Annotated in this window: 15 protein-coding genes and 1 tRNA gene; 6 read left to right on the top strand and 10 right to left on the bottom strand. The window is 67.0% G+C overall.

The window, feature by feature from the left end:
* Positions 1-50: 50 nt before the first annotated feature.
* Together C8D03_RS03690 and C8D03_RS03685 are read left to right on the top strand one after the other, a co-directional pair.
* Positions 51-1,043: an ABC transporter substrate-binding protein gene (locus C8D03_RS03690; RefSeq protein WP_108045060.1), complete on the top strand. Its 993-nt coding sequence runs from the start codon at positions 51-53 to the stop codon at positions 1,041-1,043.
* 7 nt (positions 1,044-1,050) lie between these two features.
* Positions 1,051-1,842: an ABC transporter ATP-binding protein gene (locus tag C8D03_RS03685; protein ID WP_108045059.1), complete on the top strand. Its 792-nt coding sequence runs from the start codon at positions 1,051-1,053 to the stop codon at positions 1,840-1,842.
* A gap of 282 nt (positions 1,843-2,124) precedes the next feature.
* On the opposite strand, the gene C8D03_RS03680 is transcribed toward C8D03_RS03685, so the two are convergent.
* The 3 genes from C8D03_RS03680 to C8D03_RS03670 form a co-directional block, all read right to left on the bottom strand.
* A tRNA-Thr gene (locus C8D03_RS03680) sits at positions 2,125-2,199 on the bottom strand.
* Positions 2,200-2,435: 236 nt separating this feature from the next.
* On the bottom strand, positions 2,436-3,098 hold the full coding sequence (gene pdeM / locus C8D03_RS03675) for a ligase-associated DNA damage response endonuclease PdeM (RefSeq protein ID WP_108051169.1): 663 nt from the start codon (positions 3,096-3,098) through the stop codon (positions 2,436-2,438).
* A 41-nt stretch (positions 3,099-3,139) separates the two neighbouring features.
* A complete protein-coding gene (locus C8D03_RS03670; protein ID WP_108045058.1) occupies positions 3,140-5,626 on the bottom strand; it encodes a ligase-associated DNA damage response DEXH box helicase in 2,487 nt (828 codons plus the stop codon).
* 209 nt (positions 5,627-5,835) lie between these two features.
* On the opposite strand from C8D03_RS03670, the gene C8D03_RS03665 reads away from it, so the two are divergent.
* Positions 5,836-6,264, top strand: coding sequence for a nuclear transport factor 2 family protein (locus tag C8D03_RS03665; protein WP_108045057.1), 429 nt, complete (start codon positions 5,836-5,838; stop codon positions 6,262-6,264).
* Positions 6,265-6,288: 24 nt separating this feature from the next.
* On the opposite strand, the gene C8D03_RS03660 is transcribed toward C8D03_RS03665, so the two are convergent.
* Positions 6,289-7,248, bottom strand: coding sequence for a class I SAM-dependent DNA methyltransferase (locus tag C8D03_RS03660; protein ID WP_108045056.1), 960 nt, complete (start codon positions 7,246-7,248; stop codon positions 6,289-6,291).
* A 56-nt stretch (positions 7,249-7,304) separates the two neighbouring features.
* On the opposite strand from C8D03_RS03660, the gene C8D03_RS03655 reads away from it, so the two are divergent.
* Positions 7,305-8,348 carry a ligase-associated DNA damage response exonuclease gene (locus tag C8D03_RS03655; RefSeq protein ID WP_108045055.1) on the top strand — a complete coding sequence of 348 codons (1,044 nt, stop codon included), beginning with the start codon at positions 7,305-7,307 and terminating at the stop codon, positions 8,346-8,348.
* 25 nt (positions 8,349-8,373) lie between these two features.
* Here C8D03_RS03655 and C8D03_RS03650 read toward each other — a convergent pair whose 3' ends face one another.
* Positions 8,374-9,114 carry an SGNH/GDSL hydrolase family protein gene (locus C8D03_RS03650; protein ID WP_181300641.1) on the bottom strand — a complete coding sequence of 247 codons (741 nt, stop codon included), beginning with the start codon at positions 9,112-9,114 and terminating at the stop codon, positions 8,374-8,376.
* 149 nt (positions 9,115-9,263) lie between these two features.
* Between C8D03_RS03650 and C8D03_RS03645 the strand changes: the two genes are divergently transcribed.
* Positions 9,264-10,901, top strand: coding sequence for a cisplatin damage response ATP-dependent DNA ligase (locus C8D03_RS03645; RefSeq protein ID WP_108045053.1), 1,638 nt, complete (start codon positions 9,264-9,266; stop codon positions 10,899-10,901).
* Between the two features lie 9 nt (positions 10,902-10,910).
* Here C8D03_RS03645 and C8D03_RS03640 read toward each other — a convergent pair whose 3' ends face one another.
* The 5 genes from C8D03_RS03640 to C8D03_RS03620 all read right to left on the bottom strand — a co-directional run bounded on the left by C8D03_RS03640 (position 10,911) and on the right by C8D03_RS03620 (position 14,427).
* Complete coding sequence (locus tag C8D03_RS03640; protein WP_146170069.1) at positions 10,911-11,333, bottom strand: hypothetical protein; 423 nt, start codon at positions 11,331-11,333, stop codon at positions 10,911-10,913.
* 71 nt (positions 11,334-11,404) lie between these two features.
* Positions 11,405-11,746, bottom strand: a complete 342-nt coding sequence (locus C8D03_RS03635; RefSeq protein WP_108045051.1) for a hypothetical protein — start codon at positions 11,744-11,746, stop codon at positions 11,405-11,407.
* A complete protein-coding gene (locus C8D03_RS03630; protein ID WP_146170067.1) occupies positions 11,743-12,054 on the bottom strand; it encodes a YggT family protein in 312 nt (103 codons plus the stop codon). Before C8D03_RS03630 ends, C8D03_RS03635 begins: the two co-directional genes overlap by 4 nt.
* 120 nt (positions 12,055-12,174) lie before the next feature.
* Entirely contained in the window at positions 12,175-14,151 is a 1,977-nt protein-coding gene (locus C8D03_RS03625; RefSeq protein WP_108045049.1) for a sodium:solute symporter family protein, read from the bottom strand.
* An 18-nt stretch (positions 14,152-14,169) separates the two neighbouring features.
* Complete coding sequence (locus C8D03_RS03620) at positions 14,170-14,427, bottom strand: DUF4212 domain-containing protein (protein ID WP_108045048.1); 258 nt, start codon at positions 14,425-14,427, stop codon at positions 14,170-14,172.
* Between the two features lie 294 nt (positions 14,428-14,721).
* On the opposite strand from C8D03_RS03620, the gene C8D03_RS03615 reads away from it, so the two are divergent.
* Entirely contained in the window at positions 14,722-15,402 is a 681-nt protein-coding gene (locus tag C8D03_RS03615; RefSeq protein ID WP_108045047.1) for a response regulator, read from the top strand.
* Positions 15,403-15,408: the final 6 nt, after the last annotated feature.

The raw sequence follows: 15,408 nt of genomic DNA, 5'->3' as shown, positions 1-15,408 counted from the left end.
CATAAATCGTCAACCCGGGCTCAACCGGGACATCTGGGAGGATCGAGACCATGAACAGACGCAGATTGATCACCGCCGCCGCCGTGCTCGCGCTGAGCGCCAGCACGGCCTTCGCGCAGGGCGCCGGCAAGCCCATGAAGATCACCCTGAATTTCCTCGCCGCCGCCCCCAATGCCGGCTTCATGATGGCCAAGCAGATGGGGCTCTACGAGAAGGCCGGGATCGCCCTGACGATCGAGGAAGGCAAGGGCTCCGGTACCACCGCCCAGATGGTCGCGACCGGGCAGGCCGATGTCGGCTTCGCCGACGCGCCCGCCGCCATGCAGCTGCGCAGCAAGGGGGCTCCGGTGAAGATCGTAGCCCCTATCCTGCAGACCAACGGCTTCGCCATCATCTCGCTCAGCGAGAGCGGCATCGCCTCGCCGAAGGACCTGGTCGGCAAGAAGGTCGCGGTGCAACCCGGAACGGCCCAGACGATCCTGCTTGAAGCCATCCTGGCCAGCAACCAGATCGACAAGAGCAAGGTCGACGTCATCGCCATCGACCCCGCCGCCTTCGTCGGCGCGCTCCTGGAAAAGAAAGTCGATGCGATTCTCGGCGGCGCCGATTTCCACTCGATCCAGATCCGCGAGCGCGGCTTCAAGGTCACCGACATCTTCTACCGCGATGTCGGCGTGCCGACGGTCGGCCTCTCGATCATCGCCCGCGACGACCGCATCAAGGCCGACGCCGAGCTGTTCCGGAAATTCGTCGAGGCAAGCCTGCAGGGCTGGGACGCGGCGCGGAAGAATCCCGATGCGGCAGCGGATGCCGTCGTGGCGCAGTTCCCGGCGGTGAAGAAGGCGCAGGTGCTGGCCCAGTTCGACGTCGTCAACAAGCTGCTCTGCGCGCCCGGTGCGGTCTCGCTCGGCAAGGTGCCGGAGAAGAACTGGGCTGTCAGCTTCGACCTTCTGACCCAGTATCTCGGCCTGCCCAAGGACAAGCCGGTCACCGACTATTACAGCACCGAGTTGCTGCCGGCATCGGCCGCGTCCTGCTCGTGAGGACGACGTGACAGCCAGCGCCGTCAGCACGGACACCGGGGCCGCGTCCATCACCGGGCGCGGCATCGTCAAGAGCTTCGGCGGCTTCACCGCCGTCGACGGTCTCGATCTCGACATCAGGAGCGGCGAGTTCGTCAGCCTGATCGGCCCGTCGGGCTGCGGCAAGAGCACCTTCATGCTGATGGCGGCCGGGCTCATCCCGGTCACCGCCGGCGAACTCCTGGTCGACGGCAAGGCCCTGACCTCGCCGCTGACCGATATCGGCATCGTCTTCCAGGACCATCTCCTGCTCGAATTCAGGACGGCGCTGGAGAACGTGATGCTGCAGGCCGAGATTCGCGGCCTTCCGCTCGCGCCGGCCCGGGAGCGCGCGCTGGAACTCTTCGCCAAGCTCGGCATCAGCCATGCCCGCGACCGCTACCCGAAGCAGCTTTCGGGCGGCATGCGCCAGCGCGTCTCGATCGCGCGCGCGCTGATCCACGACCCCTCCGTGCTGATGATGGACGAGCCCTTCGGGGCGCTCGACGCGATCACCCGCACGCAGATCCGGCACGACCTCGAAATGCTCTGGCTCGAGACCGGCAAGACCGTTGTCTTCATCACCCATTCGATCGAGGAGGCGATCGGCCTCTCGGACCGCGTGCTGGTGATGTCGCCGACGCCGGGCCGCGTCGTCGACGAGATCACCATCGAACTGCCGCGCCCCCGCCCGGCCCATCTCGGCGATTACCCGAGCTTCAACGCCTATGCGGACCGCATCCACGACGCCTTCCGGCGCTTCGGCGTGATCAAGTACTGAGGCGCTCCCGCGCTGCACGCCGGCGCTATAGACGCCTTAAGGGGTGGATTCGATGCCTCCGTCGCCTTGCTCCAGGCAGGCGGCGAGGGGCGCAGTGGCACGATGCGCGAGAGCTGCGCCTGCACCCGGAGCGTCCGTCAGCCCTGCGACACGCCATCCGTGTCGGCGCTGCAAATCCATGCACAGATGCGGCGCCAGACGATGCGTCGTGTTCCGTGGGCGGAAGCATCACGGGCAAAAGCCCGCAGTGTCACGGGCTTGAGTGATGTCGAGGGAAAAGGCTGGTGCTGCGAGAGAGGATTGAACTCTCGACCTCTCCATTACCAATGGAGTGCTCTACCACTGAGCTACCGCAGCAGGATCGTCGGCCATGGCGTCTGGCGGTCGCCAAGGGCGAGGGTCAGCGCGGGCGTCGTTCCGAAGCGGCGTCCTGATGCCACAAGCCCCTCGCAGACGCAACCCATCTCGTCATCGCCGCCACAGCGATCTCGCGAAGGCGGTGGATTTCGTCATCCGGAGGCCGCTCGCTGCGAGCGCTCATTGCGCTTGCGCCCATTACCGTCGTCGTGGGCGGAGGCGGCGTTTCGGCGGGCTCAGTCCGGCAGCAGCAGGCGCGGGTCGATCCGGAACAGCCTGGCATCGCCGAGCAGATGGGCGCTGAAGCTAGCGCCCAGCAAGGGCCGGAAGGCATCGTCGCAGAGGTTCAGCCCGCCCGCATAGGCGCCCATCGCCGGCATCACGCAGCGCCGCGGCGACAGGGCAAAGCAGCGCCGCCGCAGGGCACGGCCCCGCATCCTGACCTTGGCCGCCGGGTGAAGATGGCCAGCGATCTCGAAGCCGGCCTCGCGCGCATCCGGCTCGTGCCGCAGGCTGACGCCGGCGAGGCTGACCGTTTCGGCCGTGTCGCCCCCCATCGCGCGGCTGATCTGCGGGTCGTGATTGCCTGTCAGCCAGAGCCAGTCGCGGCCTGCCTGCAGTCCCCGCAATGTGGCGAGGTCGGTCTCGCTGATCCGCGTTTCCGCCCCGCGATCATGGAAGCTGTCGCCGAGCGCGATCACCCGGGCCGGCGCATGGCGCAGGATCGCCGCCGTCAGCGAAGCCAGCGTCGCGGTGGAATCATAGGGCGGCAGGAAGACGCCACGCGCGGCATAGGCCGAGCCCTTCTCCAGATGCAGGTCTGCGACCACGAGCGTGCGCTCCTCGGGCAGCCAGAGCGCGCCGGAGAGATCGGGCACGATCGCAAGCCGCCCCAGCATGAAGGCGGGGAGGGCCGTCCTGCCGGTTGCCGCCGCTGCGTTCACGCCATCGCCTCCTCGATCAGCATCGCTTCCGCCTCCGCCAGGATCTCGTCCGCCGCCTCGCCGAAAACCGCCTCGCGGCCGATCTCGAGCATCACCGAGACGCTGAGCGGCGAGACATGGTCGAGCGGCTGATGCACGATTCTGCCGCTGATTCGTGTCAGCATCTGGCCCAGGCGCTGGATGTCGAGCAAGCCGGTTGCGGCGTCCGCGCGTGCGGCCTTGAGCAGCACATGGTCCGGTTCGTGCCGGCGCAGCACATCGTAGACGAGGTCGGTCGAGATCGTGACCTGCCGCCCGTTCTTCTCTTGGCCGGGAAAGCGCCGCTCGATCAGCCCGGCGATGACGGCGCATTGCCGGAAGGTGCGCTTCATCAGGGCCGATTCCGCCAGCCATTCCTCGAGATCGTCGCCGAGCATGTCCTGCGCGAAGAGATCGTCCAGGCTGAGGGCGCCGCGCGCGACCGCCGCGCTCATGTCGCCCAGCCCCCAGCAGGCGATGCCGTAATCGTTGCAGACGAAGCCGAGCGGCCGCATCCGGGCCCGCTCCAGCCGCCGCGTCAGCAGCATGCCGAGCGTCTGGTGGGCGAGGCGGCCCTCGAAGGGATAGGCGACGAGATAGAAGCGCCCGCCGCGCGGGAAGGTCTCGACCAGCAATTCGCCCGGCTTCGGCAAGCGCGATTTCAGGCGTTGCGCGTGAAGCCAGGAGGAAACCTCGTCGGGCAGGCTGGACCATTCCTTCGGATTTGCCAGCATGGCGCGGACACGGGCGGCGAGGAAGGTCGAGAGCGGGAACTTGCCGCCGGCATAGGAGGGAATCTTCGGATCGGTGCCGGGCGCGGCCCGCGAGCAGACCGCCTCGTTCTCGGTGATGCCCTCGAAGCGCAGCACCTCGCCTGCGAAGATGAAGGTGTCACCCGGCGTCATCGTCTCGGCGAAATACTCCTCGACCTCGCCGAGCACCCGCCCGCCGCGTGTGATCGTCGAAGGCTGGCCGGGCTTGGCCGTTCGCGCCCGGCCGAGCCGGACCTTGAGCATGGTCGATTCGACGATTGTGCCGACATTCATGCGGTATTGCTGGATCACCTGGGCGTTGCTGGCGCGCCAGTGTCCAATCTTGTCCTGCCGGAGCTTGGCGAAGCGCTCGTAGGAGCGCAGCGCATAGCCGCCGGTGGCGATGAAGTTCACCACCGCATCGAAATCCTCGCGAGCAAGACCGGCATAGGGCGAGGCAGTGCGGACCTCCGTATAGAGCGCGTCCTGATCGAACCCGTCCGAACAGGCGACGCCGAGGACATGCTGGGCGAGCACGTCGAGCGCTCCGAGGCGGGCGTCCGCCGTGTCCTGCGCGGCTTCCGCGACCGCATCGAGCGCCGCGCGGCATTCCAGCAGCTCGAAACGGTTGGAGGGCACCAGCAGCGCCTGCGAGGGCTCGTCCATGCGGTGGTTCGAGCGGCCGATGCGCTGCATCAGGCGGCTGGCGCCCTTGGGTGCGCCGATGTTGACGACGAGATCGACATCGCCCCAGTCGATACCGAGATCGAGCGTCGCGGTGCAGACCACGGCCTTGAGCCGGCCATCCGCCATCGCCGCCTCGACCTTGCGGCGCTGGCCGGCATCGAGCGAGCCGTGATGCAGCGCGATCGGCAGATTATCGTCATTGATGGTCCACAACGCCTGGAAGGCGAATTCCGCCTGCATGCGCGTGTTGACGAAGACCAGCGTCAGCTTGTGGGCGCGGATGGCGTCATAGACCGCGCCCATCGCGTGGGCCGTCGTGTGGCCCGCCAGCGGCAGCCGGGTTTGCGTCTGCAGGATGCCGATGCGCGCCGGCGCGCCGCCGGTGACGGTGACGAGCCCGGCCGGCGTGTCGCTGCCGCCGAGGAAGCGTTGCAAATCAGCGGGTTCGCGCACGGTCGCGGACAGGCCGACCGCGCTGACCTGCGGTGCGAGCGTGCGTAGCCTTGCAAGATCGAGCGAGAGCAGATCGCCGCGCTTCGAGGTAACCAGCGCGTGCAATTCGTCGAGCACGATCCGGCGCAGCGACGAAAAAAATGGCGCGGCATCGCGATGAGAGACCAGCAGCGCCAGCTGCTCCGGCGTCGTCAACAGGATGTCGGGGGGCCTGGCGATCTGGCGCGTGCGCTTGGCGGCGGAGGTGTCGCCGGTGCGGGTCTCGACGGTGACGGGCAGCCCCATCTCGCGGATCGGCGCCTCCAGATTGCGGGCGATGTCGACGGCGAGCGCCTTCAGCGGCGAGATGTAGAGCGTGTGCAGGCCTTCGCGCTTGCCACCACGCTCGGAGAGTTCGACCAGCGAGGGCAGGAAGCCGGCGAGCGTCTTGCCGGCGCCGGTCGGTGCCACCAGCAGCGTCGAGCGCCCGGCTCGCGCTTCTTCCAGCAGGGCAAGCTGATGCGGCCGCGCGCTCCAGCCGCGGCTGGAAAACCAGGCGTCGAAAGCAGGCGGGAGGGCGGGGAGGGTAGACATGTTGCGCCCAAGATAGGGAGTTGGGGCAGGCGGGGGAATGGCGGGCCGTGAGTCCTTATCGCCATCGGGGCGCGGGCCGGCACTAAATCGGCCGGAAAAATGGCCCGCCTCGGATTGCGACATCGCCTGGCGCCTTGCAAACGGCGCGTGGTCCTTCTTACGCTGAGCTACCCCCGATAGAAGCCGCTTGGCCAAAGAAGGCACGCACGATGACCGATGAGGACGTGACGCGAGACCTGTTCGATCGATGGGAGCGGGTCTGGCATGGCGGCGAATTTGACCTGATTTCGAGCTGCGTTGCGCCCGCATATGTCCGACACGATCACCTTGGCGACCGGACGGTCACCCCGGAATCCTATGCCACGGAACTGGCGAAGGTGCAGGCAGGGCGGCCGGGCCTTCGCGTTGCAGTCTACGACCACGCGTTCCAGGGCAAGAGCGCATGGTATCGATTTGAGTTCACGTGGACGGATCCGGAAACGGGCGAGGCGAAGACGCAAGCGGGCCTGCAATGCTACCGTATCGAAGGCGGCAAACTCGCCGAGACCTGGATATCATTGCTACCTGTCGGCTCGTCTTGGCCCGATCGAGATACGCAGGAAACCTGGACGAGCGCGCCAGCCGGGCGGAGATCATAATTCGAACCGCCCAAGACGCGACGGTCAGCCCTTCTGCGCCACCACCAGCAGTCCCGGCACCGGCACGTCGCGATCCTGCCGCGTGCTGGCGGGGTCGATGGCTATGGGTGTCAACCCTGCCTCCTTCAGCCTCCGCCGCAACCAGCCCTCCGCATGCGCGAACCGCCGATCCACCCCCACGACGACGCCTTCGCCGTCATGGCTCTGCACCGTGAAGGCGAAGAGGCCGCCGCGCTTCAGCACCCGCGCGCACTGGGCGAAGGCGGGTGCGAGTTCGCCGAGATAGACGAAGACGTCGGCGGCGACGACGAGATCGGCACAGACATCCGGCCGGCTGGTCAGGAAGGCGGTCAGGCCTGCCACCGCCAGCTTGTCGTAGAGCGGCTCTCCATCGGCACGTGTCTTCGCCCGCGCCCGTTCGATCATGCGGGGCGAGAGGTCGCAGCCGGCGAGGAAGCCGGCCTCAGTGCGGACCGCTTCGCCCATCAGCCCGGTGCCGCAGCCGAGATCGAGCACGGTGTCGAACCGGAAGGGCCGGCCCGCGTTGTCGCAGAGGCGGGCCATCGCGGCCTTCAGCAGGGCGGGAGCGGTGTAATGCAGGGCCTGTGTCAGATGGCTGTCGAAGCGTTCGGCATAGGCATCGAACAGCGTGCCGGAGAAGTTCTCGGAGGTGGCGTCCTCTGCCGCCATCGCGCCGATGCGGGCGAGGTCGAGCCGGGCGCCGAAATGATCGTTCGGGTCCAGCGTCAGGCATTGCCGCCAGGCGGTCGCAGCCTCTTCCTTGTGGCCGAGCGCTTCCTGCGCCAGCCCGTAAAGATGCCAGGCGGCGGTGAAGTGATAGGCTTGCGCCAGCGTCTGGTCGAGGATCTCAACGCAAGCCGCAGCATCGCCATCCTTCAGCGCCGCTTCCGCCCAGGCATAGCGCCGGTCGAGCGTCGGATCGCCGGAGCTGGCGGAATGCGCGGTGGAGCCCTTTTCGATCATGCCTGCGGGTCTATCTGAGGAGGATGACACTGGCCAGACAGCGCCCGGCTAGGACGATGCGTCCGTCCGAACTGCTGATCCCGACGCCGGCCGGCCTCTGGTGCCCGCCGGCCGACATCCATATCGATCCGGTCCGGCCCGTGGCGCGGGCACTGATCACCCATGGCCATTCCGACCACGCCCGCGCCGGCCACGGCGCCGTGCTGGCGACGCGCGAGACGCTGGCCATCATGGCGCTGCGCTATGGCGAAGGCTTCACGACTGACCGGCAGGAGGCTGTGCCGGGCGAGACGACGCGGATCGGCACGGTCGATTTCACCTTCGTCCCGGCGGGGCATGTGCTCGGCTCGGCCCAGATCGTGGTCGAGGCGGGGGGCTTACGCATCGTCGTCTCCGGTGACTACAAGCGCGAGCGCGACCCGACCTGCGCCGGTTTCGAGCCGGTGCGTTGCGACATCTTCATCACCGAGGCGACCTTCGGCCTGCCCGTCTTCCGGCACCCGCCGGCCCATGCCGAGGTCGGCAAGCTGCTCGAATCGGTCCGCGTCTTTCCGGAGCGGACGCATCTCGTCGGCGCCTATTCGCTCGGCAAGGCGCAGCGGGTGATGGCCCTGATCCGCGAGGCCGGTTACGAGCGCCCGCTCTACATCCATGGCGCGATGGAGAAGCTGACGGAATTCTATCAGTCGGAAGGCGCGGTGCTCGGTGAGATCCGCAAGGTCGTCGCCGCCGAGCGGAAGGCACTGGGAGGAGAGATCGTGATCTGCCCCCCCAGCGCGATCCAGGACCTCTGGGCGCGGAAATTCCCCGATCCGGTGACGAGCTTCGCCTCGGGCTGGATGCGCATCCGCGCCCGCGCCCGGCAGAAGGGCGTGGAACTGCCGCTGATCGTCTCCGACCATGCCGATTGGGGCGATCTCCAGGCCACCATCCGCGAGACCGGGGCGGGCGAGATCTGGGTCACTCATGGCGAGGCCGAGGCGCTCGTCCACTGGTGCGGCACGGTCGGGCTCAAGGCCAAGCCGCTGCATCTCGTCGGCTACGGTGACGAAGGCGAGGCGGAGCTGGCGGCGGAGGGTACCGATGCGGCTGTGGTCTGAGTGCGTGCTGCCGGCTGAGAACGTGTTACTTGCTCTGCGCCATGACGGGGCGCCCCGCTGCGGTCAGCGAGAGCAGACCGGCGGCCATGTCGCGGGCGAGGCAGTCATAGCCGGCATCGCTCATATGGAAGCTGTCGGCGGCGAGCGCGGCGGTGAAGGCCTGTGCATCGGCTTCGTGCCATTCGCGCATCGTGTCGTAGCGCGTGAAGACGGGCACGCTCTGCCCCTTCGCGACTTCGCCGATCGCATCGACATAGGTTCGGTAGCGCGCCGGCTCGCGAATGCCCGGAAAGAATTGCGGATCGAGCAAAGCGAGGCTCGGCCCGGCCTGGCGCACCATGGCGATGCCGTCCGCGACCATCGCCTTGAAGGCCGCCAGATCGCCGCCGTTGACGGCGTCATTGGTTCCGACCTGCCAGATCACCAGGTCATAGCGCCGCTCGCTCAGCGCCTGCTTCAGCCGGGCCAGCGTCTGCGGCGCGATTTCGCCGCCGATGCCGGCATTGGCGATATTGACCTGAACGCGTGGCCAGGCGGTCGCCAGCAGGTTCTGCAGACGCGCCGGATAGCTCCTGTCGCGGGTCGAGGCGCCGACGCCCTCGGTCGAGGAGGAGCCGATCGCGAGAATGTCGAGCTTGCCGCCGGCCACGACCCGCGGGGCGAGCGCGGCAAGTCGCTCGGTGGCCTGAACGATGGGCGTCTCGCGGCAGATGAAGGGGCCGGCCTGAGCCGCTCCCGCCAGTGTCGCCGCCACGATGAGATTCAAGGCCAGGATCCGCATCGCGGCGCGCATCGGCAGTCTATCTCCGGTCTGATGATCCTGTCTGGCAATCCGTTCATGAACGGAAACTGAATGATGCGGCGCAGCAGGGCGATTCAGGTGATTTCGGACCGTAACGACCGGCGAGGGCAGCCATGAACCGCTTCGCCTGGCTGCTCGACCGCCTGGCCTATGAGCCACGCCGCAATGCGAAGCTGGCGCTGATCGCCGACTATCTCCGCACCACGCCCGATCCCGATCGCGGCCTGGCGCTGGCGGCGATGACGGGCGGCCTCGTCTTCCCGAACGCCAAGGCCGGTCTGATCCGGGCGCTGATCGCCGAGCGCACCGACCCGGTGCTGTTTGCGCTCTCCTACGACTATGTCGGCGATCTCTCGGAGACGGTCGCGCTGATGTGGCCGGCGAAACATGGCGCCAACGACGTTCCGCATCTGCCCGATGTGGTCTCCGGCCTGCGCAACGCCGGCAAGACTGATCTGCCGCGCCTCGTCGCCTCCTGGCTTGATGCGCTCGACGAGACCGGCCGCTGGGCGTTGCTCAAGCTCATCACCGGCTCGCTGCGCATCGGCGTCTCGGCGCGCCTCGCCAAGACGGCCGCCGCCAGCCTGGGCGGCGTCGTGCCCGACGATGTCGAGCAGGTCTGGCATGGGCTCGAGCCGCCCTATCGGGAGCTCTTCGCCTGGCTCGAAGGACGCGGAGCCCGGCCGGAAGCGACCGATCCCGCCCCGTTCCGGCCGGTCATGCTTTCGCATCCGGTCGAGGACGGCGATTTCGAAAAGATGAGCCCGGCCGAATTCCAGGCGGAGTGGAAATGGGACGGCATCCGCGTTCAGGCGGTCAGCGGCACGCGGCCGGACGGCTCGCGCGTCACGCGGCTGTTCTCGCGCACCGGCGAGGACATCGCCGCCGCCTTTCCCGATGTCGTCGAGGCGCTGACGCTGGATGGAGCGCTCGATGGCGAACTGCTCGTGCGTCGCGAGGAGGCGGTGCAGAGCTTCAATACGCTGCAGCAGCGGCTCAACCGCAAGAGCGTCACCGCGAAGATGCTGGTCGAGTACCCAGCCCATATCCGCGCCTACGATCTGCTCGTCGATGGCGGCGAGGATCTGCGCGAGATGCCGCTGTCGGGGCGCCGCCAGCGTCTGGAGGCTTTCGTCGCGAGGCTGGGAAGCCCGATCGTCGATCTCTCGCCGCCCATCGCCTTCTCGACCTGGGAGGAACTGGCCGTCGCCCGGGCCGACCCTGCCGCGGCCGGCGCCGGAGCGGATGCGGAGGCGGTCGAGGGCTGCATGATCAAGCGGCTGGAATCGCCCTATCTGCCGGGCCGCCCCAAGGGGCACTGGTGGAAATGGAAACGCGAGGCCCGGCTCGTCGACTGCGTGCTGATGTATGCCCAGCGCGGCCACGGCAAGCGCTCCTCCTTCTATTCCGACTTCACCTTCGGCGTCTGGCGGGTCGGGGAGGGCGGCGCGGACGAACTCGTCCCCGTGGGGAAAGCCTATTTCGGCTTCACCGACGAAGAGTTGCTCGAACTCGACCGCTATGTCCGCAAGCATACGCAAAACCGCTTCGGGCCGGTGCGCGAGGTGAGGCACGACATCGAGAGCGGCCTTGTCTTCGAGGTCGCCTTCGAGGGGTTGCAGCGCTCGACGCGGCATAAATCCGGGCTCGCCATGCGCTTCCCCCGCATCAGCCGCATCCGCTGGGACAAGCCGTCGCGCGAGGCCGACCGCATCGAGGCGCTGGAAGCGTTGCTCCCGGCAGGCGTCTGATAGGCTGCCTCAGATGCGTCCCGGCAGGCCGGCGATGAACCCGCCTGTCAGCAGCAATGCGGCGGCGACGGCGTGATAGGCGGCAAAGCGCAGGAACACCGCCCGTCTGACGCCGGCCAGCAGGCGCTGCGCCATTGGCTCGGGCGGTCGCTCCGCCTCGTCCAGCATCAGCCAGACCTCCGTGTGGCGGAAGGGCTTGCCCGGTGCGCGCTGCGCCATCATCAGCAGCACGCTCGTCACCAGCAATGCGCTGTAGCCTCCAGCCTTCAGTGTCGCGGCCAGGTTGGCCGAAAGCCCGATCATCAGGCAGAGCGTGGCCAGCCCCGCGAAGCCGCACCCTCGCGCGGTCGAGATTTCGGCCAGGAGGCGCAGGCGGCGCCCAAGATCGCGAGAAGGATCGATCATCATGACGGTGGGGCTCGGCACGCTCACCACACTGTCCGACATCGCGGCAACGCCGAAATCACCGTCTCGTGAGCGCCTGGGCCCGCACGGCAGGCGGCTCAGCCGGCCATCCCGAAAAAGACGGGGATGGCCAGCAGCAGAAGCCCGGCCAGCCAGACGCCGAGCGAGACCGGGTCGCTCCTGGTGCGGCCGGTGATGCGCTCGAAGATCGCCGCCCCCGCACCGGCGATGATCAGGCAAGAGATCGAGACCAGCAGCGAGGTGAAATAAAACAGCAGGATCGGCGAGGAGATGAAGAAGGTCGGCGCGATCAGGAACTTCACGATGATGAAGGCCGGATCGAAGAAGGGCGAGAAATGCATGCCCGAGAGCAGCGAGGCTCCCGCGATGCCGATCAGCAGCCCGTCCTGGCGAAGCAGGGTTTCGCGGTCGTCCGTCATGATGAGGCTCCGGGCACGATGGGCAGCAGGCCGAGCGAGCGGATCAGGAAGTAGAAGGCGACACGCAGAAGCAGGAGCCAGATGATCGCGAACAGGTTCAGCAGCGGCGGCGGCACGATCGCCGGTGTCACCATGCGGACCGCGTTCAGGATTGGGTCGGTGATCTGCTTGAAGACCCGCCAGACGACCTTGTCGCTGTCGGCGGGGAACATCAGTGAGAGAATGTAGCGCCCCAGCAGCGTGTAGATCGCCGCCGCGAGCATGATGTTGGGGATGTGAAACAGCCAGAACCCGGCTTCCTGAGCCACGCGCGAATACTCCAAGGCGGATGATGGCTGTGATGCCGGGGCAGTGTGCGGGATGGTTGAGAGACGAAGGGGCGGGACGCAAGGTCCCGCCCCTTCGCTTGTCGTAAGGTCAGGCCGCGATCAGGCGGTCTTCTCTTCCATGATCGTGCCGCCGCGCGGGCGCCGGCAGGCATCGACGAAGTCCTGCAGTTCCTGCGAGGGCGCGGTGGTCATGCGTGACACCACCATCATCACCACGAACCCGACCGGCAGGCCGAAGATCGCCGAGGAGATGTTGTTGATGTTGAGCCAGCCGACCTTGGACGCGAGCGCATGCGTGCCCGCGACCCAGCCCTCCATCGCGCCCGGCGCCGCCATTGCCGTCTGGAGGTTGACCAGAGGCGCATTGGTGACGGGGTTGAGCAGCGACGTCATGCCGGCATAGGCCACGCCGAAGCCCGGGAAATAGCGGGTCACGACGAGGTAGAACAGGCAGACGCCGAAGCCGGCGATGATGCCCGCGACCGCGCCCGCCTTGTTGGTCCGCTTGTCCCAGATGCCGAGCACCAGCGCCGGGAAGAGACCCGCGGCCGCCAGCGAGAACGCCCAGGACACCATCGCCAGGATGTCGGCCGGGCGCTTGGACGCTGTCCAAGCCGCCGCGAGCGCCACCACCACGAGCAGGATGCGCGAGATGATGAGGCGGCGCGCCGCCGGCGCCTTCGGATCGATCATCTTGTAGTAGATGTCGTGCGAGAGCGCGTTGGCGATGGCGAGCAGCAGGCCGTCGGCCGTCGAGAGCGCGGCCGCGAGGCCACCGGCGGCGACGAGGCCGGCGATGACATAGGGCATGCCCGCGATTTCCGGCGTGGAGAGCACGACCACGTCGGTGTTGATGCCGAAATCCTGCAGGCGCAGCACGCCGGTGTTCCCGGCGAGGCCCTGGCAGGCGGCGGTGATGGTCGCGACGCTGTCGGCTGCCTTGCCGCAGATCGTGACCAGCCCGAGCTTGCCATAGGTGAACACCCAGGCCGGCATGTCCGCGACGTTCTTGCCGATCAGGGTCGAGTAGACCTCGAGCTTCGAGAACGCGGCATAGGCCGGGGCGGTGAAGTAGAGCAGGAAGATGAAGAGCAGCGACCAGGCGACCGACATGCGCGCGTCACGCACCGAAGGGGTGGTGAAGTAGCGCATCAGGACGTGCGGCAGCGAGGCTGTGCCGACCATCAGGCACAGGATCAGGGCGAAGTAGTTCGCCGGGCTGTAGGAGGTGAAGGCGGCCGTGTGCAGCTTCTGCGTCGCGGGCGCGAGCCCGTTCTGGATGAAGCTCTGCTCGAGCTGGGCGATCTGCTCCAGCGCCGCACCATAGGTCAGCTGCGGGATGGGCAGGCCGAACTTCTGCGCCGAGAGGATCACGACCGGGATCAGATAGGCCACGATCAGCACGATGTACTGGGCCACCTGCGTCCAGGTGACGGCGCGCATGCCGCCGAGCATGGAGCAGACCAGAATGCCGAGCAGGCCGACATAGACCGCGACGACGAAGTCCATGCCGAGGAAGCGCTGGGCGATCAGGCCCGTCGCGAAGATCTGCGCCACCACATAGGTGAAGGAGCAGGCCAGCAGCACGATGACGCCGAGCATGCGGGCGGCGTTGCCGCCATAGCGCGCGGCCAGGAAGTCCGGCACGGTATAGGCGCCGAACTTGCGCAGGAACGGTGCGACGAGCACCGCCACCAGAACATAGCCGCCGGTCCAGCCGAGCACGAAGGCGAGGCCGTCATAGCCGAGCAGGAAGAGCGAGCCGGCCATGCCGACGAAGGATGCGCCGGACATCCAGTCCGCGCCCGTCGCCATGCCGTTGTAGAAGGCGGGAACCTTGCGGCCCGCGACATAATACTCCGACACCTGAACGGTGCGGGAGACGATGCCGATGAAGGCATAGACCAGGATGGTGAAGCCGACGAACATGTAGCCGAGGATCTGGTTCGGGACGCCGACCCGTTCCAGAATGGCGACAAGAATGATGAAGGCGGCAAAGCCGCCGGTGTAGATGCCGTAGATCCGGCCGAGGTTGGAGGTGAAATCACCGCCGCCCGATTGCGCTTGCGTTGCCATGATCAGTTGCCCCCGGGTTCATTCGTCTTCGGCGAAGCCGGCTTCGGTATCGATCTTGTCCTGGGCCTTGGCGAACCAGAACAGCATCGCAACGAAGACGATCAGGGAGCCCTGCGCCGCCATATAAAAACCCAACGGGAAACCGAAGATCTTGATGCTGTTGAGCGGCGTGACAAAGGCATGGATGACATAGCCGAAGAAGAACCATAGCGACATCATGATGATCATGAGGCGACTGGTTTTACGCCAATGTTCGTCATCTGGAGATGAATTCATGATTTCGCTCCCTCAGCGTGAATTTTATCGTTGCCGGACCTTTGTGCGGCTTTCGGGTCTTGCAGAGGTTGCGCCCGTTTGAGTCCGCTGCCCGGCGACAGGTTAAGCCAAGGCGATCGTAGAAAGAATGTGAACTTAAGACGTACGACCGGGCGTTCGTCTTGCGTTTCTTGCCGCATTGCAGCAATGGCCTTGCGCGGTGCGCGCCGGCGGCGTTCCGCCTGCTGCTCCGAGGGTTGAGGTTTGAGCGCTAACTGGGGCACAATACCTGTGCGCCCATGGGGATTGGTTCCAATGAAACGGCAGCCTTCGACGCGGATCGTGATCGCGGACGATCACCCGCTCTTCCGCGGCGCCTTGCGGCAGGCCGTCTCAACGGCGATCGAGGGTGCCGACGTCAGCGAGGTAGGCTCGCTCGAGGCGCTGACCGAGGCGCTCGACAGCGGCGGCGACGCCGATCTCGTTTTGCTCGATCTGACCATGCCCGGTGTGCAGGGTTTCTCGGGCCTGCTCTTCCTGCGCGCCGATCATCCCGAGGTGCCGGTGATCGTCGTCTCGGCCAATGACGACCCCGCGGTCATCCGCCGCTGTATCGAGTTCGGGGCGCTTGGCTTCCTGCCCAAGACCGCCGATGTCGAGCAGATGGGCGAGGCGATCCGTGCCGTGCTCGAAGGCGGCGTCTGGACCCCGCCCGGTGTCGATCTCAACGCTCCGGTCGATGCCGAAACCGCGACCATGGTCCGCAATCTCTCGACGCTGACGCCGCAGCAGGTGCGCGTGCTGATGATGTTGTCGGAGGGGCTGCTGAACAAGCAGATCGCCTATGAGCTCGGCGTCTCGGAGGCGACGGTCAAGGCCCATGTCTCGGCCATCCTGACCAAGCTCGACGTCGACAGCCGCACGCAGGCCGTGATCGCCGCCGCCAAGATCGCCGGCACGGCCTGGGCCACGACCGGAGCCTCCGCCACGCTGTAGCAGCGG

The organism is Bosea sp. 124 (genome assembly GCF_003046175.1).
Lineage (GTDB): Bacteria > Pseudomonadota > Alphaproteobacteria > Rhizobiales > Beijerinckiaceae > Allobosea.
Note: the sequence above shows the minus strand (reverse complement) of the source record. Positions and strands in the feature narration are given on the sequence as shown.